Annotated in this window: 26 protein-coding genes and 1 tRNA gene; 12 read left to right on the forward strand and 15 right to left on the reverse strand. The window is 41.8% G+C overall.

What is annotated here, in order from left to right:
• The first annotated feature begins 10 nt into the window (after positions 1-10).
• From secD to RMY00_RS16480, 4 genes are all read left to right on the forward strand, one after another.
• Entirely contained in the window at positions 11-1,423 is a 1,413-nt protein-coding gene (gene secD / locus RMY00_RS16465; protein ID WP_322648630.1) for a protein translocase subunit SecD, read from the forward strand.
• The gene (gene secF / locus RMY00_RS16470; protein WP_322648560.1) at positions 1,420-2,406 is read left to right on the forward strand and encodes a protein translocase subunit SecF; all 987 of its coding nucleotides are present in this window, start codon (positions 1,420-1,422) and stop codon (positions 2,404-2,406) included. The genes secD and secF overlap by 4 nt, the downstream gene beginning before the upstream one ends.
• Before the next feature lie 71 nt (positions 2,407-2,477).
• Positions 2,478-2,891 (forward strand): hypothetical protein, encoded by a 414-nt coding sequence (locus RMY00_RS16475; protein WP_322648561.1) that lies wholly within the window; start codon positions 2,478-2,480, stop codon positions 2,889-2,891.
• A gap of 116 nt (positions 2,892-3,007) precedes the next feature.
• Positions 3,008-3,478 (forward strand): GNAT family N-acetyltransferase, encoded by a 471-nt coding sequence (locus RMY00_RS16480; RefSeq protein WP_322648562.1) that lies wholly within the window; start codon positions 3,008-3,010, stop codon positions 3,476-3,478.
• On the opposite strand, the gene RMY00_RS16485 is transcribed toward RMY00_RS16480, so the two are convergent.
• The 6 genes from RMY00_RS16485 to RMY00_RS16510 all read right to left on the reverse strand — a co-directional run bounded on the left by RMY00_RS16485 (position 3,441) and on the right by RMY00_RS16510 (position 8,989).
• Positions 3,441-4,382: a HAMP domain-containing sensor histidine kinase gene (locus tag RMY00_RS16485; protein ID WP_322648563.1), complete on the reverse strand. Its 942-nt coding sequence runs from the start codon at positions 4,380-4,382 to the stop codon at positions 3,441-3,443. The two genes, RMY00_RS16480 and RMY00_RS16485, sit on opposite strands and share 38 nt — an antisense overlap.
• A 98-nt stretch (positions 4,383-4,480) precedes the next feature.
• Positions 4,481-5,080, reverse strand: coding sequence for an L-threonylcarbamoyladenylate synthase (locus RMY00_RS16490; protein WP_322648564.1), 600 nt, complete (start codon positions 5,078-5,080; stop codon positions 4,481-4,483).
• 646 nt (positions 5,081-5,726) lie between these two features.
• Complete coding sequence (prmC, locus tag RMY00_RS16495) at positions 5,727-6,611, reverse strand: peptide chain release factor N(5)-glutamine methyltransferase (RefSeq protein WP_322648565.1); 885 nt, start codon at positions 6,609-6,611, stop codon at positions 5,727-5,729.
• Between the two features lie 25 nt (positions 6,612-6,636).
• Positions 6,637-7,458: a Tic22 family protein gene (locus RMY00_RS16500; protein WP_322648566.1), complete on the reverse strand. Its 822-nt coding sequence runs from the start codon at positions 7,456-7,458 to the stop codon at positions 6,637-6,639.
• Positions 7,459-8,067: 609 nt separating this feature from the next.
• Positions 8,068-8,141, reverse strand: a tRNA-Pro gene (locus RMY00_RS16505).
• Between the two features lie 296 nt (positions 8,142-8,437).
• On the reverse strand, positions 8,438-8,989 hold the full coding sequence (locus tag RMY00_RS16510) for a GNAT family N-acetyltransferase (RefSeq protein ID WP_100899858.1): 552 nt from the start codon (positions 8,987-8,989) through the stop codon (positions 8,438-8,440).
• Between the two features lie 529 nt (positions 8,990-9,518).
• Here RMY00_RS16510 and RMY00_RS16515 point away from each other — a divergent pair.
• Both RMY00_RS16515 and RMY00_RS16520 read left to right on the forward strand, forming a co-directional pair.
• Entirely contained in the window at positions 9,519-10,238 is a 720-nt protein-coding gene (locus tag RMY00_RS16515; RefSeq protein WP_100899857.1) for a hypothetical protein, read from the forward strand.
• Positions 10,239-10,390: 152 nt separating this feature from the next.
• On the forward strand, positions 10,391-11,308 hold the full coding sequence (locus RMY00_RS16520; protein WP_322648567.1) for an alpha/beta hydrolase: 918 nt from the start codon (positions 10,391-10,393) through the stop codon (positions 11,306-11,308).
• A gap of 73 nt (positions 11,309-11,381) precedes the next feature.
• Here the strand turns inward: RMY00_RS16520 and tsaD are convergent, their stop codons facing one another.
• Positions 11,382-12,431, reverse strand: a complete 1,050-nt coding sequence (tsaD, locus tag RMY00_RS16525; protein WP_322648568.1) for a tRNA (adenosine(37)-N6)-threonylcarbamoyltransferase complex transferase subunit TsaD — start codon at positions 12,429-12,431, stop codon at positions 11,382-11,384.
• A gap of 355 nt (positions 12,432-12,786) precedes the next feature.
• Here tsaD and RMY00_RS16530 point away from each other — a divergent pair, with 355 nt between their 5' ends.
• The 3 genes from RMY00_RS16530 (at position 12,787) to RMY00_RS16540 (ending at position 14,270) form a co-directional block, all read left to right on the forward strand.
• Positions 12,787-13,281, forward strand: a complete 495-nt coding sequence (locus RMY00_RS16530; protein WP_322648569.1) for a Photosystem I reaction center subunit III — start codon at positions 12,787-12,789, stop codon at positions 13,279-13,281.
• A gap of 39 nt (positions 13,282-13,320) precedes the next feature.
• A complete protein-coding gene (gene psaJ, locus RMY00_RS16535) occupies positions 13,321-13,470 on the forward strand; it encodes a photosystem I reaction center subunit IX (RefSeq protein WP_322648570.1) in 150 nt (49 codons plus the stop codon).
• 278 nt (positions 13,471-13,748) lie between these two features.
• Complete coding sequence (locus RMY00_RS16540) at positions 13,749-14,270, forward strand: photosystem I reaction center protein subunit XI (protein WP_322648571.1); 522 nt, start codon at positions 13,749-13,751, stop codon at positions 14,268-14,270.
• 72 nt (positions 14,271-14,342) lie between these two features.
• On the opposite strand, the gene gmk is transcribed toward RMY00_RS16540, so the two are convergent.
• The 5 genes from gmk to tyrS all read right to left on the reverse strand — a co-directional run bounded on the left by gmk (position 14,343) and on the right by tyrS (position 18,626).
• A complete protein-coding gene (gmk, locus tag RMY00_RS16545) occupies positions 14,343-14,939 on the reverse strand; it encodes a guanylate kinase (protein ID WP_322648631.1) in 597 nt (198 codons plus the stop codon).
• A gap of 251 nt (positions 14,940-15,190) precedes the next feature.
• Positions 15,191-15,457: an extracellular matrix/biofilm regulator RemA gene (gene remA / locus RMY00_RS16550; RefSeq protein WP_109011161.1), complete on the reverse strand. Its 267-nt coding sequence runs from the start codon at positions 15,455-15,457 to the stop codon at positions 15,191-15,193.
• 512 nt (positions 15,458-15,969) lie between these two features.
• A complete protein-coding gene (locus RMY00_RS16555; RefSeq protein WP_322648572.1) occupies positions 15,970-16,689 on the reverse strand; it encodes a hypothetical protein in 720 nt (239 codons plus the stop codon).
• On the reverse strand, positions 16,686-17,417 hold the full coding sequence (pyrF, locus tag RMY00_RS16560) for an orotidine-5'-phosphate decarboxylase (protein ID WP_322648573.1): 732 nt from the start codon (positions 17,415-17,417) through the stop codon (positions 16,686-16,688). The genes RMY00_RS16555 and pyrF overlap by 4 nt, the downstream gene beginning before the upstream one ends.
• Positions 17,418-17,438: 21 nt before the next feature.
• Positions 17,439-18,626, reverse strand: a complete 1,188-nt coding sequence (gene tyrS, locus RMY00_RS16565) for a tyrosine--tRNA ligase (RefSeq protein WP_322648632.1) — start codon at positions 18,624-18,626, stop codon at positions 17,439-17,441.
• Positions 18,627-18,799: 173 nt separating this feature from the next.
• Here tyrS and RMY00_RS16570 point away from each other — a divergent pair, with 173 nt between their 5' ends.
• Positions 18,800-20,725 carry a transglycosylase domain-containing protein gene (locus RMY00_RS16570; protein ID WP_322648574.1) on the forward strand — a complete coding sequence of 642 codons (1,926 nt, stop codon included), beginning with the start codon at positions 18,800-18,802 and terminating at the stop codon, positions 20,723-20,725.
• A 68-nt stretch (positions 20,726-20,793) separates the two neighbouring features.
• Here RMY00_RS16570 and RMY00_RS16575 read toward each other — a convergent pair whose 3' ends face one another.
• Positions 20,794-21,117, reverse strand: a complete 324-nt coding sequence (locus tag RMY00_RS16575; RefSeq protein WP_109011164.1) for a DUF1825 family protein — start codon at positions 21,115-21,117, stop codon at positions 20,794-20,796.
• Positions 21,118-21,242: 125 nt separating this feature from the next.
• A complete protein-coding gene (locus tag RMY00_RS16580; RefSeq protein ID WP_322648575.1) occupies positions 21,243-22,172 on the reverse strand; it encodes a DnaJ domain-containing protein in 930 nt (309 codons plus the stop codon).
• A 189-nt stretch (positions 22,173-22,361) separates the two neighbouring features.
• Between RMY00_RS16580 and RMY00_RS16585 the strand changes: the two genes are divergently transcribed.
• Both RMY00_RS16585 and RMY00_RS16590 read left to right on the forward strand, forming a co-directional pair.
• Complete coding sequence (locus tag RMY00_RS16585) at positions 22,362-22,739, forward strand: SHOCT domain-containing protein (protein ID WP_322648576.1); 378 nt, start codon at positions 22,362-22,364, stop codon at positions 22,737-22,739.
• Between the two features lie 14 nt (positions 22,740-22,753).
• Positions 22,754-23,287, forward strand: a complete 534-nt coding sequence (locus RMY00_RS16590) for a ComEA family DNA-binding protein (RefSeq protein ID WP_322648577.1) — start codon at positions 22,754-22,756, stop codon at positions 23,285-23,287.
• Positions 23,288-23,470: 183 nt separating this feature from the next.
• Here RMY00_RS16590 and lepB read toward each other — a convergent pair whose 3' ends face one another.
• Positions 23,471-24,043, reverse strand: a complete 573-nt coding sequence (lepB, locus tag RMY00_RS16595; RefSeq protein WP_322648578.1) for a signal peptidase I — start codon at positions 24,041-24,043, stop codon at positions 23,471-23,473.
• Between the last annotated feature and the right edge of the window lie 530 nt (positions 24,044-24,573).

The following is a 24,573-nucleotide window of genomic DNA, read 5'->3' on the forward strand; positions in this document are numbered from 1 at the left end:
GAGTTATGGTATGCAAAGACAGCGATCGCTATTAATTTTGATTTTAGTCCTGATAATCGCCGCAATTACGGTGATTGCCACAATTCCGATACCTCTTGGGCTGGACTTGCGCGGAGGCTCACAGCTCACAATTCAGGTGAAACCATCAGCAGATATTCCCCAAATCACCGAACGAGAATTGGAAGGTGTGAAGAAAGTTGTCGAAGGTCGGATTAATGGTCTGGGTGTTTCTGAGCCATTGATCCAAACAGTCGGTGCAGATAAAATACTGGTGCAACTACCAGGAGTCAATGATCCAGAGCAAGCCGAACGGGTACTAGGCGGTACGGCGCAGTTAGAATTTCGCACCCAAAAGCCGAATACAGAAACTCAATTGCTTGCTTTTCAAGCATCTAGAGCCGAATTGAAAGCCAAGCAAGAAGAGTTGAGAAAGAGTACAGACAAAGCAGCAATTGTCAAGAATCAAGAAGATTTACAAAAAAATAATCAAGCGATCGCAGAATTGTTTGAAAGCACCAAACCACCCCTAATTGGCAAATACCTCAAGGATGCCTATGGTGAACCCAGTCAAGGTAATAACTGGCATGTTGCCATTCGCTTCGACCAAGAGGGTGGTCAACTGTTTGCCGATTTGACCAAAAATCTTGCCGGTACTGGGCGTAGCATTGGTGTTTTTCTCGACAATGAACTAATCAGCGCTCCTACTGTGGGTATAGAATTTGCCGCCACTGGTATTACTGGTGGTTCTGCCATCATTACAGGACGCTTTACCGCACAACAAGCCAATGATTTAGGCGTGCAGCTACGTGGTGGTGCATTACCCGTACCAGTAGAAATTGCAGAAAGGCGGACAGTAGGGGCAACTTTGGGTAAAGATAGTATTCAAAGCAGTATTTATGCTGGAGTTGGTGGTCTAACTTTAGTATTAATATTCATGGTGTTTTATTATCGATTACCTGGACTGATTGCGGATGTGTCATTAGTAATTTACTCTCTCTTAACTTGGTCAACCTTTGCTTTATTGGGCGTCACCCTAACTTTGCCCGGAATTGCCGGTTTTATTCTCAGTATTGGGATGGCAGTTGATGCCAATGTGCTAATTTTTGAACGGACGCGGGAAGAATTGCGAGCTGGTAAATCCCTATATCGTTCTGTGGAATCTGGTTTTTACCGAGCCTTTTCTAGTATTTTAGATAGCAACGTCACTACATGGATTGCTTGTGCAGCACTATTTTGGTTGGGGTCTGGTTTAGTCAAAGGCTTTGCACTGACCTTAGCTTTGGGGGTAGCTGTGAGTATGTTTACTGCAATTACCTGTAGTCGGACATTGCTGTTTTTGGCAATTTCAATTCCTTCTTTACGAAAGACAGAACTTTTCTGTCCAAACCTGCCAGCGTCGAATAAGGCAGAGGTGGCTCGATGAAACTGAGTATAAACAAATCGCGATCGCTCTGGTGGATTATTTCTGCTGTTATCATTCTTGCTGGTATCATCTCAATGGTGATTTCTTGGCAACAGCCCAATATTCACGCACCCTTACGCCCTGGTTTAGACTTTATCGGTGGTACACGGTTGCAGTTTGTCCGAGATTGCAGCAAACCAGGTAATTGCGACAAACCAATTGATATCAACGCTGTCCGGGAAGTAGCAAAAGCGCAGGGGCTAGGTGATAGCAGCATCCAACTGATCTCCGAAAATGGGGCAGAAAATGGTGTATTAATTCGGTCAAAAGATTTAAGTGTAGATCAGCGCACTAAGTTACAAAATTCTTTAAGCCAACAGATTGGTGCTTTTGATCCGCAAAAAAACCAAATTGACTCCGTTGGCCCTACCTTAGGAAAAGAACTGTTGAGGTCTGGGCTATTAGCTCTGATAGTTTCCTTTATCGGTATTACTATCTATATGAGCTTCCGCTTCCAGTTAGATTATGCGGTGTTTGCGATCGTTGCCCTATTTCACGATATTTTGATTACGGTAGGGGCATTCTCGATTTTAGGTTTGGTAGCGGGTATTGAAGTAGATAGCCTTTTTATCGTCGCCTTACTTACCATTACAGGTTTCTCTGTCAACGATACAGTGGTAATTTACGATCGCATTCGGGAAACCATTAAAATCAATCCTGAACACCCGATTGCCGAAATTGTAGATGATGCGGTTAACCAAACCTTGACAAGATCAATCAACACGACCTTAACCGTGTTGCTAACATTATCTGCGATCTTTCTATTTGGCGGAGAAACACTGAGAAACTTCTCTTTAGCTTTGATTGTTGGCTTCACGATGGGAGCTTATTCAAGTATTTTCATCGCCAGTACTCTCCTTACTTGGTGGCGAGAAAGGGGTCAATCTCAAGTGGTAGAAAGCTTAGAATCGATTGATACATCTACCAGTTCCCAGGATAGTTAAACTTCTGTGCATTTCACAATCGGTTTACTGATTTTGAATTGCTTACCTATGCTTTGGAATTTTATTCCCCTATGGATCAACAGGAAGAACCATTAATTACTGGCCCAGACTTGGAAAAATCTGACCCATCTTTTAGTCAACAAGTACAAAGGCTACACCAATTGACAATATATGGCAGGTGGCTGTTTGTGGGTTTTTTGTGGCTCACCATTGCACCTGTTAGCTTGTGGGGTCTACGTACAGAAATTTATCTGTGGCAACAATATTTTACCTGGGTAGCGGTGCGATATGGACTTTTCTATCATCCACTGTCTACCTTTGGCTTAACCTTTTGTATTGGAATGACTGCTGCTGTTTTAGTTTGGCAAAGTCGAAATATCTTATTCGGACTACCAGAACAGGAAAAACAACGTTTAGAAAAACAAGTTTATCGGATACGTCAGCAGGGGCCAACTCATCCTTTATGGAAGTGGGTTTGTCATTAAATATTGGGATAGATGATTAAACTTTCTTTCTCGTTGCATATACATATACACGTACAGCATTTTCTAGCAAAATATGGCTTAAATATACAAAGATACTGCCAAAAGTGGATGCCATAATGAACGAGTCTCAGATTCAATTTAGCGATTGCAAGTCAGAAATTGACCTTTACCAACTCCAAGAACTGTTAAATGTTTCAGCTTTCTGGGCAAAAGGCCGCAGTATTGAAGATTTAGGTATAGCCATTGCTAACAGTGAGCCAGTGATTTTTGTCTGCGATCGCGATCGACTCATTGGCTTTGCTAGGGCAACATCTGATGGCATCTATCGCGCCACAATTTGGGATGTTGTGATTCATCCAGAGTATCAAAGTAGTGGGCTGGGAAGCAAGTTAGTAGAAACCGTTTTGAGTCATCCGCGCATGAGGTCGGTTGAGCGCGTTTACTTGATGACTACTTACCAGCAGAGTTTCTACAAAAAGATTGGTTTTCAAACCAATACCACCACTACGATGGTGTTACACAACCAACCTAACCTTGCTTTTGTTCCTGCTACAGAAGTTCACTTTCAGGAATCACTAGGGGGATAGAGATTTGTAGTCTGCTAATCTCCTGATGTGGTTCCTTCGTAATAGTCGAGGGCAGAATTTCTAACTTACCTCCCATAACTTTCACTAGAGTTTGATTGATTAATAGCCTCATTCCTGGGGAAAGAGCAGCGTTTTCTTGGTTAATACCGGGTAGCTGATCTTCAGATTTAATTAAATCAATCGGTTCGCTCCAGGGTAGGGCATGGGTTGGTACATCCAACCAAATGTTTACAAAATTACTTGTAGGCACTGTGCTGCTAGAAATACAGATGCTGCCTTCCTCCATTTGAGTAATGGCAGTGTCTATTAAACTTATTAATATTTGGCGGAGCCAGAGGTAATCTGCCAAAACATAAATTTCTGGGTCGGCGGGTAAAAATTGCAAGGAAAGATTGCGATTGGCCGCCAGCATATAAGTTAATTCATAAACTTCCTCCAAAACTTGGGCTAATGGTCTAGGCTGAATATCTAATTTATTAGTACCGTGTTCAGTTCTAGCAACGCTAAGAATTTCATCCATCAACTTGAGTAGCTTCAGCGTTCGCTCGTAAGCTTGGGCAATAAATTCTCGCTCTTCAGCCGGATCTTCACACAGATCCGACAAAATTAACTGGTGTAAACCTATCAAACCACTAACAGGCGATCGCAATTCATGGGTAGTCCGCGCCAGAAAACCACCTTTAAACTGGCTCATTTCCCTTGCCATAAGGTATGCCAGTTGCGTTTGCTGTAGCTGTTGCGATATTGGTGGCATATCTTGTTGATCTAATGGCGCTACTGGAGATGAGCTAGATAAAACATTAAGCGATGCCTGCTTTGGGCGTAGCCATCGCGCAAATAACTGACGGAAAATCATACCTAGTGCTATTCCTGCTCCTAGATATATCCAGTTGCTCCAATTCATAATTTGGCAATTATTAACTTGTTAATTGACCACAACAGCGCAAACTAAAGTTCCAGATTTCTCTGTTGTTAAAACCAGGAAGACAACATTATAACGACCTATATTTGGTTATCACTGGAAATATCTAACTTTATTGCACCTTGTCGCAAAATCTGCCAATTTATTCCTGTCCATTTAGCAACGGTGGAAGGTACACCCGCGCCTGATATTTCACCCTCGTATTCTAGAGTCAGAACCTTGGGAAACTGAACCTCAATTTCTGCCATCGTTTGCAAAGGCGGCTGGCCTGAAAAATTAGCGCTAGTAGTAGCAAGCGGGCCTGTTTGCGCCAAAATATTTTTAGTGATCGCACTATTTGGGACTCGAATACCAATTGTAGTTGGATCAGTAGGGTTCATGACTTTTGGCACGCGATCGCTTGCTGGTAAAACTAACGTCAGCCCTCCTGGCCAATATTTCTCTGCCAATTCTTGCCAAATCTTACACTCATTCTCACTACCTTTGACATATAACCACAAATCCTCAGCACTAGCCGCCATCAAAATCAAAGGTTTATCCTGACTGCGTTGTTTAGCCGTAAAAATTAATCCGGCTTTTTCTGGTATAGCTGCAAGTGCAGGTACTGTATCAGTGGGAAAACTCACCAAAAAGCCAGCGCGTGCGCCAGTTATTATGTCTGAGAGGGAAACTTGCGTCATTTTACTAAGTAAGTCAGCGAGAACAATTCAATATATATAGGAATCGTATTTGATTTTTGAAATTATCTCCGTGGGCGGGGAGTGGGGAGTAGGGAGTAGGGAATTAGGCTTTTAATTTGTACAGAGCTTTTTCAGAAATCAAACATTAGTCCTATACTTCTTGCATAAGTTAGGGAAAAGGGGAAAGGAAAGGACTCAAAATCTTTTCCCCCATTTTTGCATAAATATATTTATGCAAGATGTCTAATATTTATCAACCAGTAGCACAGTATTCAATTACTCGCTTAAATGTTGCCAGAGAGATGCGATGTGGGGTAATTCCAAATTACTGTTAAATCTAACTCTTTTTTGAGCAAATTCCCTAACTCTCTTGTTAAAACTGCCGCTACCATTGAGAATAGCAAGCAATTTTGATTTGAACAAAGGTTCTTTCTACTAATAGCACTTTTCCCTATGCGGTAGCTTAAAAATTACTTGCATACCAAGAAACCTGCTAAAACTAATTTTGCTAAAAAATAGTGTTATTTTGACTTTGAAGATTAATAAAAAACACCGTCAATTATTTTTATTATGTAAAGCAATCTTATTTGAAGTTTGAGCATCATAAAACAAGAGAAAGTAAATTTCTTCTTGAGCAAGGGAAACCCTAACTTCTATAAGCTAGGGCAAAGCGTTCAATTCCAGCTAAGTCCGCGTGAATTTGAATATTGCAATAGCTCCCTTGATTTTGTAAAAGCTCTCGCACTGTATCTGCCTGTCCAGCCATCATCTCAATCAACCACACGCCACCAGGTTGCAAATAGCTAGGGGAGATTTCTATTAAATGGCGAATGCAATCTAAGCCATCACTACCACCATCCAAAGCTAGATGTGGTTCATGGTTAACTACTTCTGGTTGCAGAGTAGGTAAGGTATTAGTGGGGATGTAAGGGGGATTCGACACCATACCACTGAACTGACCTTTGAGAAATGTCAGTGGCTCCCACCAGGAACCTTGATAAAATTTAATCCGGTCAGCAAAACCTAAATTACGGGCGTTGGTTTGCGCGATCGCCAAAGCTTCTAAACTGTAATCAACGGCATAAATTGTTGCTGGCAAGACATCTGCTAATCCCAGTGCGATCGCTCCACTCCCAGTGCCTAAATCAGCCCAGTTTCCTGAAGCATTACTGGCAGATGCTAAAGCTAAATCAATTAATAATTCTGTCTCTGGTCTAGGAATCAAAACCGCACTTGACACTGCAATTTGAAAGTTACGCCAAGGTGTAACTCCGGCAATATACTGCACTGGTAGGCGGTCATTTAATCGCCTCTGCCACAAACCATCTAACTCTTCTAGAGGTAATTGCAGCTGAATTTGCGGCCAGTTTTTAAAGGATTCCAAACGCAGTGCCAAGCGGTCTAACCCAGCAACTTCTAAGAGCAGCCAATCTACCTCGGTAGGTGAGACATCAGTGGCTATCGCTTCTTGTTGAGCAGTATTGCGCCACTGCCAAAGTTGTAAACCAGATATCAGATATTTCTCCCCCATGCCTCAACCTTGGAGTGCATAACCGTTATTTTTTTGGAGTAGCGGGTGCAGCAGCAGGCTTGGCAGCTGGAGATTGATTCGGTGCAAGCGAGCGAATAAAATTGATCGACTCCCGCGATGGATAGAGAACAATTTTATTGATACTAGGGTCGGTACTGCTATTTAGAGCTTCCATAACACCGTACAAATCCACCACCTGAATTTCAGTGTTAGCTCCTTCCTTTGGAACCGCTTTTTTGAATTCGTCTAACAGAGCCGTTGCTTGCTCTTTCTCAAAAAAGAAAGGGATATACCGCTCTTTGCCGTTGGGGAGGGGAATCGTCAAATAGCTATTATCTTTCTTAAATTTGGGTACAAATAGAGGAATACCATTAAATTGCTCCCCTTTTTTACCATTTTGATTCAGCATACTTGTTGCCGAAGCTACCTGTGCTTGCGACGGTACTAAAGTATAAATTACAGAGTCTGATTTCTTTTTGCTTTCTTGGACTATTTTATAGTAGTCTGCCAAGGACAAAGGTCTTACCTGTAGGGTGCTTGCCAACTGGGGGTTTTCTTTTTTGAGCCGATTGTCAAGGAATTTTTGAGCATCTTGCTTGCTAATAAAAAATCCCACTTGCGAGATTGGCTTAGATTCGTTCTTCCTCGAAAGTACTACGAATTCGCCTTTGGGATTGGTGAGCGTAAATACAGGTACTTCTTGGAGCTTTTTCACTACCTGATCTTGTGGTAATGCGATCGCCTCTTGATTGCCTATTCCTGGTAGATTGCCTATTCCTGAAAGCCCTGTTAAAAATACAGTCCCAGCTATACCCAATGTTGCGCCTAAGCGAATAAATGATTTCATGATTGCTCCTCGTATTAATAGTCCAATTAATTAAACAAACGGTTGGATGTTGCACAGCATCAACTAGCTTTAGTTATATAGCAATCTATTTCAATTGTGAAAAATTCATTGTGCGCGTTGAGATTGAGCATTAACCTCAACGGTCAAAATCCAATATTCCGCAACTATTTAGGGTTGCTATACTGGCGTTTTGAAAAATCGACTATGCGAAAGTTGTGTTTTTCTCGATTTCGTTTTGTTATTCACCACGAAATGCTGTAGATGCCTATTATTATGTATTTTCAAACAGTCAAAAGTCTCTCTGTATTCGATCTTGAATCTAATAAATGCCATTTTATCTGGCTTTCGCTAATATGGGGTGACGCTATTACTTAATCAATCGTTCCATACCGCTTACTTTAATATCTTCTCAAATCTATACAAAGCTTAGTGTTAGGAATATCTTACTGCTTAAAAGCGAAATTTGCTTGTTAGGCTTCAACACCTAACTCAACACTATAACAGCCAATTTGTTTTTATCGAAAAAAATTTATAATTTAATTGCATATCTTAAGAAGACAGCTTTAGACAATCCATCTGAACTGTTAAACAATTTAATTATTTCAAAAATCGGGATGACAGGATTTGAACCTGCGGCATCCTGCTCCCAAAGCAGGCGCGCTACCAAGCTGCGCTACATCCCGTTTAAACTTATCTGCTTTTTCTGGTTTGCTTTTATTCGATCAAAGCGATCGCGCTTTACCAAAAGCACTAAGATGACTATATCACATCAGACCGCTTATGCCTAATCTTTTTTATCATTTGCCAAAGACAAGATAAATTACATTTTTTACTGATAAAGGTTTTTTGCCGACTTAGTTTTACAAGATATATACTTGCGCCTTCGTCGGCAGAAAAAAGCAAAACCACATCAAAATAATAGATTTTCGCTATTTTACCTGATTTTTTTGTGTAAATCGGGTTTGATTTTGATTAAGCGCTAGTGAGGATACCAGAACATGCCTTTAATGCCTTCCGGATCAGCCATAAACCCCATAGTTCGGTAGAAATCTACAACATGGGGATCAGCAAAGAGAGTGACATTACTAATTTCTTCACTCCTAAGTTTTTTGAGAACGTATTTCATCAGTGCCTTGCCCAGTCCTTGACTTTGAAAGTCTGGGTGAACCACGACATCCCAAATAGTTGCATTAAATGCGTGATCTGAGGTAGCACGGGCAAAACCAATGAGCCGCTTTTGGTTTCCTCTCACCTGCCACATTGAGGCGACGAGAAAACTATGCTCAATAGCTTTTTTCACTTTTCTTAGAGGACGACGCGACCAACCAACTGCATCACAGAGTTCTTCTAGCTCGTAAAGGTCAATGTCTCGCTCCGTACTGAAGACGATGCGAGTTTCCTTTGAAGAAGCTTCGCTAAGGCTGCTGGAGTTGGAGTTGCCCGCAGCATCGGCTCTATATTCTTCAAAGGGGTTTGTCCTACTAGGTGCTACAGATTCAGGAGTACTAAACCAAGTTTTCCAAAAACCCATGCCAACGTGGTTCGGGTAGTATAACTGAATTGGTTTCCACTCTCAGGAGCGTTGATTCACGTCTAACATAGCTACCCCATTTACTACCTTTTACACTCAAATTTTTTCGGTTGTTTTCGGGATTTGCAATGGTAAGAGCCAGTTAGGGCGTGTTTCACACCAATCATTTTCAACTTTAGCATTTTGTTGTAGAGGCTAGGAGAAATTCACCAAAAGGGTAAGGATATAAATACAGCAGTTTTCTTTTGCATGAAGTACGAAGCTGCGGGTTTTGAGGCAGGAGGTCTGAATATGTGATGCGTAAGCCTTGCATTTTGTACCTAGCTTAAAAAGCAAACTGCTGTAATTCAAAATTCAAAATGGAAAAACCTAATCCTGGCAATTGCTCGTATAGAGTTTAAATGCACGTTAGCTTAGGAGTGAATTGCATACAAAAAATTGAGTATTTAAAAAAATTCTTCCCCAGTCCCCAGTCCCCAACAGCCCCTAGTCCCCAAGTGATGAAAGCAAGCGAGTCTTACCCTTAACAATGGCTTCTGGTTTAAAATCTTCGACACTGGAACTCCTAAAACGCTTCAACCGAGCGTTTCCTCAGTTTTATGAGCAATTCGTCAGCAGTGAGATTCAACTGCAAAATTTGCGGCTAGCCTACCGTCTCTATAAAACTAGACGCGCTGTTATTGAACTGAAACCTGAAGGTAGCAAAAGCGCCCTGCATTTTGCCTATCGTAACCAGTCTTTTCTTCTCAGCGATATTTTTGGTGTACTAGCAGCTTATGGGTTGACTATTCACGGTCTGAGTCTATACGGTCAGATCCGGCCGCCAATGTTAGTTTTTATTAAATTGTTGGTATCTCGTGGTAGTAAAGCCTTAACCGAGAAAACCGCAGAAAATGTCTGTCGTGCTATTCGTGAAGCTTTAGGAGGTCGGTTTGAGGTAGAAGAGATGCTGGCAGTAGAATTTAATCTTGATACTGGCTTAGAGCAGGTACAAACTGAGTTCTATGTTGATCCGGTCTTTCATCTCCCTGCCCTAATGATTGAAGCCGATAATCAACCAGGATTATTCTACAAAGTGATGTACGCCATCTGGCAAGAAGATTTGCTGGTAGTCAATGCAAATTTACTAGTTTGGCGCGGACGTACACGGCTAATTCTTTACTTGTTGGGGCCGAATGAAAGTCTTATTCCTGAATATCTAGGTCATAAAATTGCTGAAGGGGTGCGACAGAGGTTGCTGGATAAATGAAAAAGTTATGAGTTAAGAGTTAGGAATTAGGAGTTATGAGTTATGAGTTAAAAATTAACAACTCCTGTACAGACGCGATTAATCGTGTCTCTATTTCTAAATTTTCACACTCCGTATTTAGTCGCACCCGCCCTTAAGGTTACGATATAAGTATGGCAACTATCGAAATCTTGGGCGTTCCACACGCATACGAGCTAACGGCTCCCACTTCCTGTCCCGATGCTTTAGTATTTATCCACGGTTGGCTCAATAGCCGTGGATATTGGCAACCTGTGATTTCCCGCCTATCAGATGATTTGCAGTGCCTTTCCTATGATTTGCGGGGTTTTGGTGAATCCCAATCTCAGGTGAAAACTGATTTTAGTCGGGCAGAAATGTCTTTGAGCCTAACGCCCATCTCCAGTAATGCGCTTGGCTCAACAATCGATTCTCTTTATACTCCTGTTGCCTATGCTCAGGATTTAGCAATTCTCCTGAAACAGCTGAATATTAAGAGTGCTTGGCTCATTGGTCACTCTTTGGGAGGTACGATCGCTCTTTGGGGAGCAGATCAAATACCTGAGTGTGTTAAGGGAGTGATCTGTATCAACGCTGGCGGTGGTATTTACCTCAAAGAAGCCTTTGAGCAGTTTCGCTCGGCGGGTCAGAAATTTTTGCAAGTTCGCCCGCGCTGGCTATCCCAAGTGCCTTTGATTGATTTACTGTTTACTAGAGCCAGTGTCGCTCGTCCTTTGGGGCGCCATTGGGCACGTCAACGGGTAATAGATTTTGTTGTGGCTGACCCAGAAGCGGCTCTGGGAAGTCTGTTAGACTCTACAACTGAAGAAGAAATCAATCGTTTACCTGAACTAGTATCCCAATTGAAACAGCCAGTTTATTTTTTGGCTGGTGCCGAAGATAAGGTTATGGAACCCAAGTATGTACGCCATTTAGCTAGCTTTCACAGACTGTTCCAATATTGTGGTGACAATGTTCTAGAAATTCCTGATTGCGGACACCTGGCTATGTTGGAACAGCCGGATGCTGTAGCTGAACACATCCGAGCAATAGTCAATAGTTATAGGGTATAGGGCATGGGGCATGGGGCATTAGAGCAAACAGAAAGTTCTTCTCTCCAAATGACCAATGACAAATGACTAATGACTACTTAATAGGTTGATATAACTTCATCACCTGGGTAAGGGCTAACCTAGACTCAACACCTAGTGTGAGAGAGGATGTATGACCACGAGATAGATGTTCGGCGGCGGCACAGCCAATCATGGCGGCGTTATCGGTACAGAATTTTAGAGGTGGGAATAGGACGCGTAGGTTATGTTCAACGGCGGCGGCTTGGAGGTTTTTTCTTAAGCCGCTATTGGCTGCAACACCGCCACCAATTGCAATTGTGTCTAGACCATAGTCTAGGGCACAGGCGATCGCTCTTCTGGTTAGCGATCGTGCGACGGTTTCCTGAAAGCTAGCTGCTACATCTGCCACTGGTACTTGTCCACCATCTTTCTCTAACTGCTGCACTAAACGCAATACAGCCGTTTTTAATCCACTAAAACTTGCATCATAACGATGGAACCCCCCACCAGGTAAAGAAACTTTTCCTTCTGGTAGAGCAAAGGCTTGGGCATTCCCCTGTTGTGCCAACTTGTCAATTATTGGGCCACCCGGATAACCTAGCTTTAATAATCGGGCCACTTTATCAAAAGCTTCACCCGCAGCATCATCACGAGTTTGTCCTAGCATTTCGTAGGTACCACAATCTTTGACAAAAATCAAGCTTGTATGTCCGCCAGAAACTAATAAACTCAAGAAAGGGGGGTTTAAACTTGGTTCGCTCAAATAAGTTGCGTAAATGTGACCTTCAAGGTGATGAACTCCCAAAAATGGTTTGTTGTGTACCATTGCCAGGGTTTTGGCAGCAGTTAACCCTACCAACAACGCTCCTACGAGTCCAGGGGCAGAAGTGGCAGCAATTGCGTCAATTTTTTCCCAGTCTAGTTGGGCTTGCTCTAAGGCTTGAGCGATCGCAACATTTATCGTTTCCAAGTGTTCACGAGACGCTACTTCTGGCACTACCCCGCCATACTGCTGATGGACTAGTATTTGCGAGGCTACAATACTGCTGCAAACTTTACGATTGTTAACAATTGCGACTGCTGTTTCATCACAACTGGTTTCTATTGCTAAAACGGTTGTCATTGAGAGTGGGGAGTGGGGAGTAGGGAGTGGGGAGTAGGGAGTGGGGAGTAGGGAGTTCCAAGTTATGAGTTTTGAGTTTTGAGTAGCACAAACAAAACCTTGTTTGTTTACTACCGTACAAGGAAAATTCTTATACTCAGCACTCTATAACTACCCTACTACAATCAATTATTATCCTTAGCACTCCCCATCCCCCACTCATTTTGGTTGAGAAGCTTTAACTTTTATTTACTTAAACTTTACTCGGTTCCCACCCAAGAGTATGATGACTTCCTAGTTATGCAAATAAACACTGTACAAGCCGCTTCGTTTTGTACATAAAACTTTTTGTTTTGTAGTAAAAGGAAACAACTCTATGCGACGATTGTTTGCTTTGATTTTAGCGATTTGTCTTTGGTTCAATTTTGCCTCCCCAGCAAAAGCTTTAGGGGCTAATTTGACACCGTGTAGTGACAATCCCGCTTTTCAACAGCTAGCTGCTAATGCCCGTAATACCACTGCCGATCCCCAATCTGGGAGAAAGCGGTTTGAGCGTTATTCTCAAGAGCTATGTGGGCCTGAGGGTTATCCTCACTTGATCGTTGATGGCCGTCTAGATCATGCTGGTGACTTTTTGATCCCCAGCATTCTGTTTCTATATATTGCTGGTTGGATTGGCTGGGTAGGTCGTGCCTATCTGCAAGCGGTCAAAAAAGACCCGAACCCTGAACAAAAAGAAATCCAAATCGATATTGGTTTGGCACTACCGATAATAGCGTCAGGCTTTACTTGGCCAGTAGCAGCAATCCAAGAGTTGTTATCTAACAAATTGGCAGCTAAGGATACAGAAATCCCCATTTCTCCACGCTAAATCAGCTTAACTAATTCATTTGTTTTGGAGACTAAATTCATGGCAGACAATAACAACCAATCATCTTATTTGGTTAAGTTTATTACTACAGCGCCAGTGGCAGCTACGATATGGCTGTTCATCACAGCCGGTATCTTGATTGAGTTCAATCGCTTTTTCCCCGATCTACTTTTCCATCCACTGCCATAAGTGGAGAATTGGATTTGGGACAGTTGAATGAATGTCTTAATTTTTTGCCTAATATTATGTAGTGGATGTATTCTGCCTAAATAGCCGGAATTATCACGAAGATACGCAGCAAAAATAGTTTTTTGAAACTCGTGATTCTGTTTACAGATAACGAGTTTCACTGTTTTTAAAGTAGCTAAATTAATTTTTCTAAACTTATTACGCAAAAAACATCTTTAGCGACAATTATTATTAATATAAAAATGCCACCATTTTAAATTTAGAGGCGAACATAAAATATGGCACAAGCAGTAGATGCATCAAAGAATTCCCCCAGCGATCCGAGAAATCGGGAAGTTGTTTTTCCTGCATTCCGCAATCAACAAATCGGTAATCTAGAAACCCCGATTAATTCTTCTCCCTTAAGCAAGTGGTTCATTAATAACTTGCCAGCTTATCGTCCTGGTATAACTCCTTCCAGACGTGGGCTAGAAGTTGGTATGGCTCATGGTTACTGGATATTTGGCCCCTTTGCCAAATTGGGCCCACTGCGGGATACAGCTAATGCAAACTTAGCTGGATTATTGGCAGCTATTGGCTTGATTGTTCTTCTAACTGCGGGACTATCCCTGTATGCGAATAGCAATCCTCCGAAAGCACTTGCTAGTGTTACTGTACCCAATCCTCCAGTAGATGCTTTTAACTCTAAAGAAAGCTGGAACAATTTTGCCAGTTCTTTCTTAATTGGTGGTATTGGTGGTGCAGTAGTTGCTTACTTTTTGACTAGCAATTTGGGAGTAATTCAAGGTTTATTTGGTTAATTTAGAAATGAGGAGTTAGGGGTTTAAATTCCTAACTCCTCTACAGACGCGATTAATCGCGTCTCTCCTAACTTATTTAAACAAAACCGTTTCAATGTCATTTAAAGCAGTTTCAAAATCGTCATTAACGATTTGAATATCAAATTCATCTGCGGCTTGAATTTCTTCTTGGGCGCGGAGTAGACGACGGGCGATCGCTTCTTCAGAGTCGTGGGCGCGATCGCGTATCCGTTTTTCTAATTCATCAAAAGAAGGCGGTAAAATAAAAATGCTCAGGGCACTGGGGAAGGAAGCACGAATTTGTCTTGCTCCTTTTAGCTCAATTTCTAGCACTACCAACTTGCCAAAATGAATTTGGTTAAGTACAGCTTCACGGGGAGTGCCATAATAGTTCCCAGCAAATTCTGCCCATTCCAAAAATTCACCTTCAGCAAGTAATTGTTCAAACTTACTGCGGCTGATAAAGTAATAATCTTTGCCATCGATTTCTCCTGGACGAGGAGAACGAGTAGTTACGGATACAGAATAATAAAGTTCTGGATGACGTTTTAGAAGCGATCGCATTAAAGTGCCTTTACCGACCCCACTGGGGCCAGTTAAGACAATCAACCTGCCTAAATGTAAGCGTTCTTCGGTAGTAGCAATACTCTGGATGGGTAAAACTGGCATTATCCCCTCAATCTGTGAATCAATCAATAGATATTATTCATTAGTTTTATGTTCCTGGCCAAGTCCACTACTAACGCTTTGCGTAATTAGTAATTCGTAAAGGTTTTAGACATTTCAAGCGGGTGGTTTATTTGCGCCGCACTGTACTAGTGATTAAAGAATTTGTAGCAAGGGTGACATAAAACTTGTCTAATTCACATGGTACTACCGATACGGTGCAAATAAAAGTGAGATTGTTAATCCACACTTAATCAATTATCTACAGTTTGATGCTCGCGGGAAATCACAAAGCGATTTGCTACCGTTTCCGGCTGAATTGCCGACAGAATTACGTGGCTGGAATCGGTAATAATTACAGCCCTAGTCCGCCGACCGTAAGTTGCATCAACCAGTTGACCCCTGTCCCGTGCATCGGTAATAATCCGCTTAATCGGGGCAGACTCTGGACTGACAATGGCAACTACTCGATTGGCAGACACGATGTTACCAAAACCGATATTAATTAACTGAATCTCCATAAAAAACTGACGCCAAACGCGGTTTGAGAAGCTTAAAGTAAACTTATTTACATGTTATCGCCAAAAAACAGGAGTCACAACGATTAAATTCAAGCCAGCCTTCGTTTTTAAATAATGTCTGCTTTTTTTTCACTATTTATCAGCTATTTTTCCTCAAAATCCTCCCATAGATACAGGCGTAATTACACTGATACAAGCTAGTTGGGTGGTGTACTTTATCAATAAATAAATGGTGGTAAATAATCCACATCTAAAATTTGCTCAATGCTATAAAGGCAAGTTTGTGGAAAACAATTCAATCCACTTTTCTTTTTGTGATAATCCTATTCAGAAATAATTTGAGCGAGTATTTTAGACATTATTTATATTCTCCTAATTTACGAAGATTTGGAATTAGGTTTTAGGGCAATAAAGTTCAGTTAAATACCAAATCCAATGCAAGAGACGTTGCAATTGCTAGTCTCTACATACCTAAAATCAATACCAAAAATCTTTAACCCAAGCGTATTGATTTATGGGGTTCTTTCCCCTGCCCCTTTTCCTCTTCTTTGACTTACACTTCCAGCTTGACAATCGCGTAACCAAGTTTTTATTCCTTGGGCAATATTGCCGTTACTACTATCGCGTGGCGGAGATAGTGGCTGCTGTGCTGAATAGGAACCAGTTTGAGAAAACATCATTACTAAACGCCAACCAATTTTAGTTTTAGTCAACAATAGCCAGTGGAATTCCTGCAATTCTACCGCTTTCTTTCCTATGTACTGCCGTTCTAAGGTAGTAAAGAAAACTTGCTCAATTCCTGATGCTGAACTTTTAGAAGCGTTTGCACTATATTCTTCAAGGTTAAGGGGCAAAGGAATAAACTCAGGTCTTCCTGCTACTAGCATATAACTGTAAACATCACTGCTTCTGCTGAGACGGCGGGCGCGTTGACTAGCACGATTAGTATAACTAGGTAAATCTTGCAGTAGCTGTATAGTTAATGTTTCTAAATTTTGCTCAGAACATAAAGACTTCACCCTACCGTTGATATTTTCCTTTTCTGCTAGCGCAGAAGGTTTAAGGGTGAGGTTTATCGAGAAGGCTGGGTAAGCAAGGCTATTTGATACTAAAACCCAGAAGCCACAAGCTAAAAGCAAACTATAATTTTTCTTTTTGAGCGAAGAGATAAAATTCTTCTCCCCTCCACCCTGCACCTTATTCCCCGGCTTCTTACTAACTTTTAGCTTCATGCCACCGTGGTTAACTCCTCAGAAATCCTTTTCCAGGCTAACTGCGGCTCGGTAGCAGTAGTAATGGGACGCCCAATCACGAGATAATCTGCACCAGCAATAATTGCTTGTGCTGGAGTGAGCGATCGCTTTTGATCGCCAATATCAGCCCAAGTTGGTCTAACCCCCGGACAAACAAGCAAAAAGTCATTTCCACAAGTTTGCCGTAGCTGTGCCACCTCTTGGGGCGAACAAACTACCCCATCCAAACCAGATTCCTGAGCCAGCAGGGCCATTTCTAGAGCATATTCTGGCAATTCTAGGGGTATTTTTAAATCAAATGCCAACTGCCTAGCAGAAATGCTCGTTAGCAGGGTAATCGCAATTAATTTTGGTGGTTGTATACCTGCTTTTGCAGCTCCTTCCTGTGCCGCCTCAGTTGCAGCTTTCAGGGCATCTCTACCAGCAGTAGCATGAATTGTCAGTAAATCCACTCCGTATGTAGCTGCACTCCGGCAAGCACCAGCAACGGTATTGGGGATATCATCAAACTTTAAATCCAAGAAAATGCGCTTTTGCCGAGACTTTAACACTTCCAGAATTTTTGGGCCAGTGCTGGTAAACAATTCTAAACCGACTTTCCAAAAACCGACTTGCGGTAGCTGATCTATAAGAGCGATCGCACTTTGTTCATCCGGCACATCTAAAGCCACAATAACTCGTTTTTCTACCTGTTCCCTATTCCCCATTCCCTACTCCCCATTCCCCATTTAAACTAAACGCACAAACTTATTTTTCCCAACTTGTAAAACCTTACCTTGTAACTGGGCGGCTTGTGCAAAAGTAGTATCAACATCGGTAATGCGATCGCCATCTAAACGCACTCCACCTTCTTGAATTTTCCGCTTTCCTTCACCCGTACTTTTGCATAAGCCAGTGACATTGAGAATATAGGCTAACTTAGCGGGGAACTGCGATACCTCAGCTAGAGAGAATTCTGGAACAGCACCTTCCTTTCCGCCACTTTGGGCAGCTTCTTGCGCCTCTTTAGCTGCTTGTTCGCCGTGGTACTGTTTGACAACTTCATAAGCTAAAAGTGTTTGGCGATCGCGGGGATTTTCTGGCAGATTATCCAAAGGTAAATCTGTCAGCAGTTCAAAATATTGTTCTAGCAGATGATCGGGAACTCCTTGTAACTTCTGATATTTTTGCCCCGGATGTTCTGATAAGCCAATATAATTGCCTAAAGACTTAGACATTTTTTGCACCCCATCCGTGCCAATCAAAATCGGCAGCAGCATCCCAAACTGTGGCTTTTGACCAAAGTGGCGTTGCAAATCTCTGCCCACAGCAATGTTAAATTTTTGATCAGTACCTCCCAATTCCACATCTGCCTCAACAGCAACGGAATCAAAACCTTGCATTAACGGGTACAGGAACTCATGGATAAAAATTGGATTCTCTTTTTTATAGCGATCGGCAAATCCTTCCTTAGCTAACATCTGCCCCACCGTCATCGTGGAGAGTAACTCCAAAATTTTTTCTAAGTTTAGTCCAGAAAGCCATTCGGAGTTATAACGCACCTCTAACCTTCCTGGTGTGTCAAAATCCAAGATAGGACGTACTTGGTCAAGATAAGTCTGAGCATTTTGGGCTACATCTGCTTCTGTAAGCTGACGGCGCACTTCAGATTTACCTGTCGGATCGCCAATACGTGCGGTAAAATCGCCAATAATCAGAACTGCTATATGTCCTGCATCTTGAAACGCTCGCAGTTTCCGTACTGGTATGCTATGACCAAGATGAATATCGGTACCTGTGGGATCAATGCCCAATTTGATCCTCAAAGGTTGGTTTGTAGTTACCAAGCGCTTTTCTAGAGTTTCACTGTTAACATCAGTTGGTTGTGGGAAAACTTCTACCACACCACGACGCAGCCAAGCTAAATCTTGCGTCATACTAGAAAATCCACTGTTAGCTATGTTTTGCACACCAGAAGTTAAGTTGGTTATAAACACTTGCAATTTATCCGCTTTCTCATCTGCCAAACTACTATAATTGCAAAAAATTAACCGCCTTGCTTCGTCCAATCAATTACAGTTAAATTTACAAGTGAGGAAGTGAAATCGCCGTGTCGTCTTCTAGAACTTTTGAAGATAAGCAGCCACAACGTCAGGCTTCATCAGGTTTTGAGTTTTTGAAAGGAGTCGGTCAGGTAGCTGGCGGTACTCTCCTCTCAATGACCATGCTGGCAAGTTCCATTGTAGCCGGAGGACTGGTTGGCTTAGCCATTAGTTTCCGCAATTTGCCAGATGTGAGACAGCTACGTAACTTTTTTCCCTCAGAAACAACTTACATCTATGACGTTAAAGGTAAACTTTTAACCAGTATCCACGGAGAAGCCAACCGGGAAGTCGTGCCCCTGGATAGAATTTCCCCGAACTTAAAACGGGCAGTATTAGCAAGTGAAGATAGTCACTTCTACGATCACCACGGTATTAACCCCACTGGTGTTGGTCGGGCTATAGTAGTTAACGCTGTAGCAGGTGGAGTCAAAGAGGGTGGCTCTACTGTTACTATGCAATTGGTAAAAAACCTATTTTTGTCTCAAAAGCGTGCCTTTACCCGCAAGTTAGCCGAGGCGGTGCTGGCAATTCGGTTAGAACAAATTCTTACCAAAGACCAAATTTTAGAAATGTACCTCAATCAAGTTTATTGGGGTCATAACAATTATGGTGTACAAACGGCAGCCCGCAGTTACTTTAATAAGTCAGCAGAATATTTAACCTTGGGTGAGTCAGCAATGATGGCGGGTTTAATCCAAGCACCAGAAGAATTCAGCCCGTTTGTGAGCATGAAGCTGGCCAAACAGAAACAAAAAGAAGTGCTAGGACGGATGCTGGAGTTGAACTGGATCAACCAGTCAGAGTATGACAATGCCCTCAAACAAGAAATCAAACTTGGTAAAATCAAATCCTTTCAAGGTAGTGCCCTACCTTATGTAACCAATACTGTAGCGCAGGAGTTGGCTAAAAAGTTTGGGCGTGAGACACTACTTAAAGGCGGGATGCGGGTACAAACTACGGTTGACGCCAACTTCCAAATTATGGCAGAAGAAACCGTTAGTAAGTGGCATAAAACCCTTCTGGAGCAAGGATTATCTAAAAATCAAATGGCTCTGGTGTCAATAGATCCGCGCACACATTTTATTAAAGCATTGGTGGGTGGGATAGATCCTAAAACCAGTGAATTCAATCGTGCAACTCAAGCTCAACGCCAGCCAGGATCTTCTTTTAAACCGTTTGTATATTATACTGCTTTTGCTACTGGTAAATATGGGCCAGACACAACAGTAGTAGATGCTCCAGTTAGTTATCGAGATGGTAACGGTTGGTACTTTCCCAGAAATTATGATAATAGTTTTAGGGGAGCGATGCCAATCCGCACAGCTTTAGCCCAATCGCGTAACATTCCCGTGATCAAGATTGGTAAGGCTGTGGGCATGAATAGAGTCATAGAAACCTGCCGTACCTTGGGCATTATGAGTCCAATGGAACCTGTGTCTTCTTTGCCTCTCGGTGCAATTGGTGTCACACCTTTGGAAATGGCTAGTGCTTACGCTACCTTTGCTAATTATGGTTGGCAATCTCCACCAACTGTAATTGCCCGTGTCACCGATAGTAGTGGTAACGTGTTGCTAGACAATACCCCTAAACCACAGCTAGTTCTCGATCCTTGGGCTTCAGCAGCAATTATCGATGTGATGCGATCGGTAATTTCTGAAGGTACAGGTAAAGGGGCTGCTATCGGTCGCCCAGCCGCAGGTAAGACGGGAACAACATCATCAGAAAAAGATATTTGGTTTGTTGGCACTGTACCACAACTAACAACTGCTGTTTGGGTGGGGAGAGATGACAACAGACAATTAGCTGACCATGCAACAGGTGGTGTTATGGTTGCTCCCATCTGGAAAGATTTTATGGAGAAGGCACTGAAGAACACACCAGTAGAAAACTTTAAGCCACCTTCCCAGTTTCCTCGGCCCAAGTCAAATTAAAGTTAGAAGTGATAAGTTATGAGTTATGAGTTTATTGAGAACTCCTAACTCTTAACTACTAACTTTTTTTAGGCTTGTTTTTCTAGTTCGGCTTTCATCCGTTCTAAAGTGAGGTGCATTTGGTCAAACATTTGTTGTGGGGTGACACCAAACTGACCTAATTGTGTCTTCAGTTGTTCTACTGTCATTTGTGCCATGAAATCTTCTGATAGCTCGAAGCGCTTCATAAAGATGCGATACCGATCCATCATGGCTTCCATTTGCTCAATAAATAGCTTTTTGCCATCGCGGTCAAATTTGCCGTAGTTATTACCAAGCTTGATTAGTGCTTGATAATCCTCAAACAGCTGTTTTGCTTCTTGCTGAATTATCTCAGAATCGAAGAATCCCATATTGCTTATATTAAACTGAGTGTCCAGACTCAGCAGCTTAATAGTTTTACTTCTATTATTATTTTAGTCTAGGAGAGTAATCTAGTAACAAAGCTTCGGTTTTAGTACGGTTTGTTACCGAAATTTCAACACTTGACTTGAGAACCTTTCTTTTGAGTAAACCGACTTAATAAAGCCGCAATACTTATAGCTGTAGCCATTGATTTGGGATTGGTGTTTTTACCAGATTGAATTTTCATTTCGAGAGCGTATTTCAAAGCTAGTGAATTTTGCGGGTTCAGTTTTAATGCTTGATGGATGTAAACCCTAGCCATGCCGAGAAATTTTTGTTTGAAATGTACCAAACCTAATAAGGCATAATAGTCGCTGTTATTTGGCTCTAATTTGATGGCATCGCGCAATTCTTGCACGGCTAAGGGCCACTTGGCTAGCTTGACGTACTCAATAGCTCGCTGGTAGTGACGTTGAGCGTATGTCACAACTGGTTTGACACTAGTTTTTTCATTTAATGTCAATTCAAGTGGCTTAACTTCTACCTCAGAAAGGATGCTAACAGGTTTTTGTGTTGATTGTAGGTCTGGTTTATGTAACCGTAAGTATACTAAATTCAGTCTATTAATTTGTTGCGTCACCCGATAAAACTGATCTAATGATTTGTATTGCTCTTCTGCATAGCAGACGATCGCTTCTTCGTAAAATAATTCTGCTTGGGGTGTATACATTTCCATAATTTTCTGAGCTATAGCACTTTGAGAAGACAAAGGCTTCTGCTCAGAAGCAAATGCTAGGGATCGCAGCATAGCGATCGCCATCAAGCGCTTCTGTGGATGTTTCAGTTGTTCATAAGCTGGATTGATTAAATGGCTAAATATTGCCGTTGCTAATTCTTGGTCTGGATTGCAGTTTTTGGTATGGCGATCGGGATGTAGTAGTTTCGCTAAAGTGTGATAGCGTTTTAAAACCTGGCGATCGTTAGCAATTACAGAAATTCCTAGCACAGCGTAAGGATCACAAAGCTGTTCAAGCCATTTTGGCGGTAGGAAGGTCTGTGACATAGTAGTAATTAAGCTGTTAAAAACTTAAAATTAGCATCAAAGCTCAATGCACAGTCATGTGAAACTTACTCAAATTTCTGCAAATACTAAATTATGTCTGGGACTTCCTATCTAAAAGTCTCAAGGACAAGACAGGGTAGTTGACTGTCTGATTGTAGGAACTATGGTATTGGTATATTTACTAAAAATATGTTGACTAAGCGCAAAAGTCGAAGTGTTGCTGCTGTTTTAGCTTTTTCTGGCACACTGGCACCAATTTCAGGATTACATAAATTCTATCTGGGACAGAGGTTATGGGGCGTTTTGTATGTGTTGCTTTCATGGACACCGATCCCCAAGGTAGCTAGTGCCATTGAGGGAGTTTGGTATTTAGCTCAAAATGAAGAAGCTTTTGATCAAAATTTTAATCTAGGCAAGTCAGCAACAAGAAACTCACAAAAAGTGAGTAATCAGGTAGGAGCGATCGCTGACGCAATGCGGGAATTAGATGCTCTGCGCCAGGATGGGTTAATTTCAGAGTATGAATTTGAGCAAAAGCGCCGCCAATTGCTAGACCAGATTTCTTGAGGTAAGCGACAATCATGAATAATTGGCTACCTTTGAATCCCAGACTGCAAAAACTTCGGGCCAAGCTCCTCAACGATCCTTACTATCGCCTACAATCTGGAGAAGAAATTCAGCTAGCGGCTAAATTAGGTATCCGCATTGATGCTAATCAAGCGACTGTAGATGATTGGTTACGCTTACCAGGTTTGTCAATTCACCAAGCGCGATCGCTTGTAGAACTTTCGCGTTCGGGTGTTAAATTTTACTGTATTGAAGATATCGCTGCGGCTTTGGCTGTACCAGCGCCGCGCTTGGAACCATTAAAGCCTCTGCTGAATTTTATTTACTATGACCACGAATCTTTAGAAAGTCCAGCCCATTTAATCAATCCAAATACAGCAACAGTTGAAAATTTAGCCCAAATTCCATTTATAGATTTGTCTCTAGCGCAAGCAGTGATTCAAAATCGGCAATCAGCCGGGCCTTACCGTAACCTGGCTGATTTCCAACGACGTTTGGAGTTAACTGGTGATGCGATCACTCAATTGATGTATTATTTAAGGTTTTAAGTTAGAAGTTTTAAAATATAGGGCTTTTCGTTTGTATGCAATATATTTTGACCTTTCTCCAAACCTCTCTCCTTACAGAAGAGAGGTTTTGAATCTTACTCCCCAACCCTTGTAGCGTTGGGGTTGGGGGTTAAGTCTATATAACTCCTAACTCCTAACTCCAAATTCTTAACTCCTAACTATTTAAATGAACCCAATACGATTAAGAGGCCAAAAGCGAAACGCTGCTCGACCAATGACATTTTCTCTGGGTAAAAAGCCCCAATAACGAGAGTCATTACTATCGTTGCGGTTATCTCCCATAACAAAAAACTCATCCTCTGGAACTTTCACTGGCCGATATGGCTGATTTGGGGGTTCAGCGATGTAGTCTTCTGTCAAAGGTTGACCGTTGAGATAGACTTTGCCAGAAGCAACACTAACTACCTCACCAGGCTGGCCAATAACCCGCTTGATGAAGGCTTGGTCTTTGGGATATCCTCGACGTTGTAGTTCTGCGGGTGGCTGAAAAACAATAATATCCCCAGTTATGGGAGGGTGAAAATGGTAGGATATTTTTTCAACTACCAAGCGATCGCCTGTATGTAAGGTAGGCAGCATCGAATCAGAAGGTATATAGCGGGGTTCGGCGATAAAAGTCCTGATAAAAAATGCCAAACACAATGCGATCACAATTAAAATCAGATTTTCTTGCCAACTACGCCATACTTTTAACGACGGACGATCTTCTTTTGCATCACTTTCGTGAGGAATCATAAAAGTTTCTAGCCAGTTTAAGAAGTGGAACAAATACCTTGATTATTTTGACTCAAAAGGTATACTAATAAACAAGCTGGATTCTGCATAAATCCATACTAGATATTAAATAATACAATTATCGCATCTACCAAAGATAAGCAAAACTACTGTAAATCAACTATGACCTGTTTAAGGCAACATAAGGTAATAATTAGGATTTTTAAATAGATAATTAAAAATTTTAATTCTAATTGCTGCAATTATAAGGCAAGTTATGAGATGATTTTCAATTTTGCTTCTTACTGCTAAAAAAGTAGTTACCGATTGGTAGAGCGATACAGCCAGTCGGTTTTTTCTTTGAGCAGAAAATTGCTCATTGAATGGCAAATACAGTTTAGGGACTTCCAACAAATAAATTACCCAATTTTGTAAGGTGGTTGTCTCGCCTGCCGATAGGACAAGGCGGTATTTTCAGCTCACCCTACAACAAATAGCCGAGTATTTTTTTTTGAAAGTCCCTTAGCGAATGCTTTACTTAAATATAGTGA

The organism is Nostoc sp. ChiVER01, from assembly GCF_034531155.1.
Taxonomy (GTDB): domain Bacteria; phylum Cyanobacteriota; class Cyanobacteriia; order Cyanobacteriales; family Nostocaceae; genus Nostoc.

Excerpts from the sequence above, each read along its gene's own strand:
- RMY00_RS16480 (WP_322648562.1), top strand. The coding sequence starts at position 3,008 with ATGAACGAGTCTCAGATTCAATTTAGCGATTGCAAGTCAGAAATTGAC.
- pyrF (WP_322648573.1), bottom strand. The coding sequence starts at position 17,417 with ATGGGGAATAGGGAACAGGTAGAAAAACGAGTTATTGTGGCTTTAGAT.
- RMY00_RS16490 (WP_322648564.1), bottom strand. The coding sequence starts at position 5,080 with ATGACGCAAGTTTCCCTCTCAGACATAATAACTGGCGCACGCGCTGGC.
- RMY00_RS16575 (WP_109011164.1), bottom strand. The coding sequence starts at position 21,117 with ATGGGATTCTTCGATTCTGAGATAATTCAGCAAGAAGCAAAACAGCTG.
- RMY00_RS16555 (WP_322648572.1), bottom strand. The coding sequence starts at position 16,689 with ATGAAGCTAAAAGTTAGTAAGAAGCCGGGGAATAAGGTGCAGGGTGGA.
- tyrS (WP_322648632.1), bottom strand. The coding sequence starts at position 18,626 with ATGACGCAAGATTTAGCTTGGCTGCGTCGTGGTGTGGTAGAAGTTTTC.
- lepB (WP_322648578.1), bottom strand. The coding sequence starts at position 24,043 with ATGATTCCTCACGAAAGTGATGCAAAAGAAGATCGTCCGTCGTTAAAA.
- tsaD (WP_322648568.1), bottom strand. The coding sequence starts at position 12,431 with ATGACAACCGTTTTAGCAATAGAAACCAGTTGTGATGAAACAGCAGTC.
- secD (WP_322648630.1), top strand. The coding sequence starts at position 11 with ATGCAAAGACAGCGATCGCTATTAATTTTGATTTTAGTCCTGATAATC.
- psaJ (WP_322648570.1), top strand. The coding sequence starts at position 13,321 with ATGGCAGACAATAACAACCAATCATCTTATTTGGTTAAGTTTATTACT.
- RMY00_RS16580 (WP_322648575.1), bottom strand. The coding sequence starts at position 22,172 with ATGTCACAGACCTTCCTACCGCCAAAATGGCTTGAACAGCTTTGTGAT.
- RMY00_RS16475 (WP_322648561.1), top strand. The coding sequence starts at position 2,478 with ATGGATCAACAGGAAGAACCATTAATTACTGGCCCAGACTTGGAAAAA.
- gmk (WP_322648631.1), bottom strand. The coding sequence starts at position 14,939 with ATGCCAGTTTTACCCATCCAGAGTATTGCTACTACCGAAGAACGCTTA.
- RMY00_RS16500 (WP_322648566.1), bottom strand. The coding sequence starts at position 7,458 with ATGAAATCATTTATTCGCTTAGGCGCAACATTGGGTATAGCTGGGACT.
- remA (WP_109011161.1), bottom strand. The coding sequence starts at position 15,457 with ATGGAGATTCAGTTAATTAATATCGGTTTTGGTAACATCGTGTCTGCC.
- RMY00_RS16585 (WP_322648576.1), top strand. The coding sequence starts at position 22,362 with ATGTTGACTAAGCGCAAAAGTCGAAGTGTTGCTGCTGTTTTAGCTTTT.
- RMY00_RS16515 (WP_100899857.1), top strand. The coding sequence starts at position 9,519 with ATGGCTTCTGGTTTAAAATCTTCGACACTGGAACTCCTAAAACGCTTC.
- RMY00_RS16485 (WP_322648563.1), bottom strand. The coding sequence starts at position 4,382 with ATGAATTGGAGCAACTGGATATATCTAGGAGCAGGAATAGCACTAGGT.
- RMY00_RS16590 (WP_322648577.1), top strand. The coding sequence starts at position 22,754 with ATGAATAATTGGCTACCTTTGAATCCCAGACTGCAAAAACTTCGGGCC.
- RMY00_RS16510 (WP_100899858.1), bottom strand. The coding sequence starts at position 8,989 with ATGGGTTTTTGGAAAACTTGGTTTAGTACTCCTGAATCTGTAGCACCT.
- RMY00_RS16520 (WP_322648567.1), top strand. The coding sequence starts at position 10,391 with ATGGCAACTATCGAAATCTTGGGCGTTCCACACGCATACGAGCTAACG.
- secF (WP_322648560.1), top strand. The coding sequence starts at position 1,420 with ATGAAACTGAGTATAAACAAATCGCGATCGCTCTGGTGGATTATTTCT.
- RMY00_RS16530 (WP_322648569.1), top strand. The coding sequence starts at position 12,787 with ATGCGACGATTGTTTGCTTTGATTTTAGCGATTTGTCTTTGGTTCAAT.
- RMY00_RS16540 (WP_322648571.1), top strand. The coding sequence starts at position 13,749 with ATGGCACAAGCAGTAGATGCATCAAAGAATTCCCCCAGCGATCCGAGA.
- prmC (WP_322648565.1), bottom strand. The coding sequence starts at position 6,611 with ATGGGGGAGAAATATCTGATATCTGGTTTACAACTTTGGCAGTGGCGC.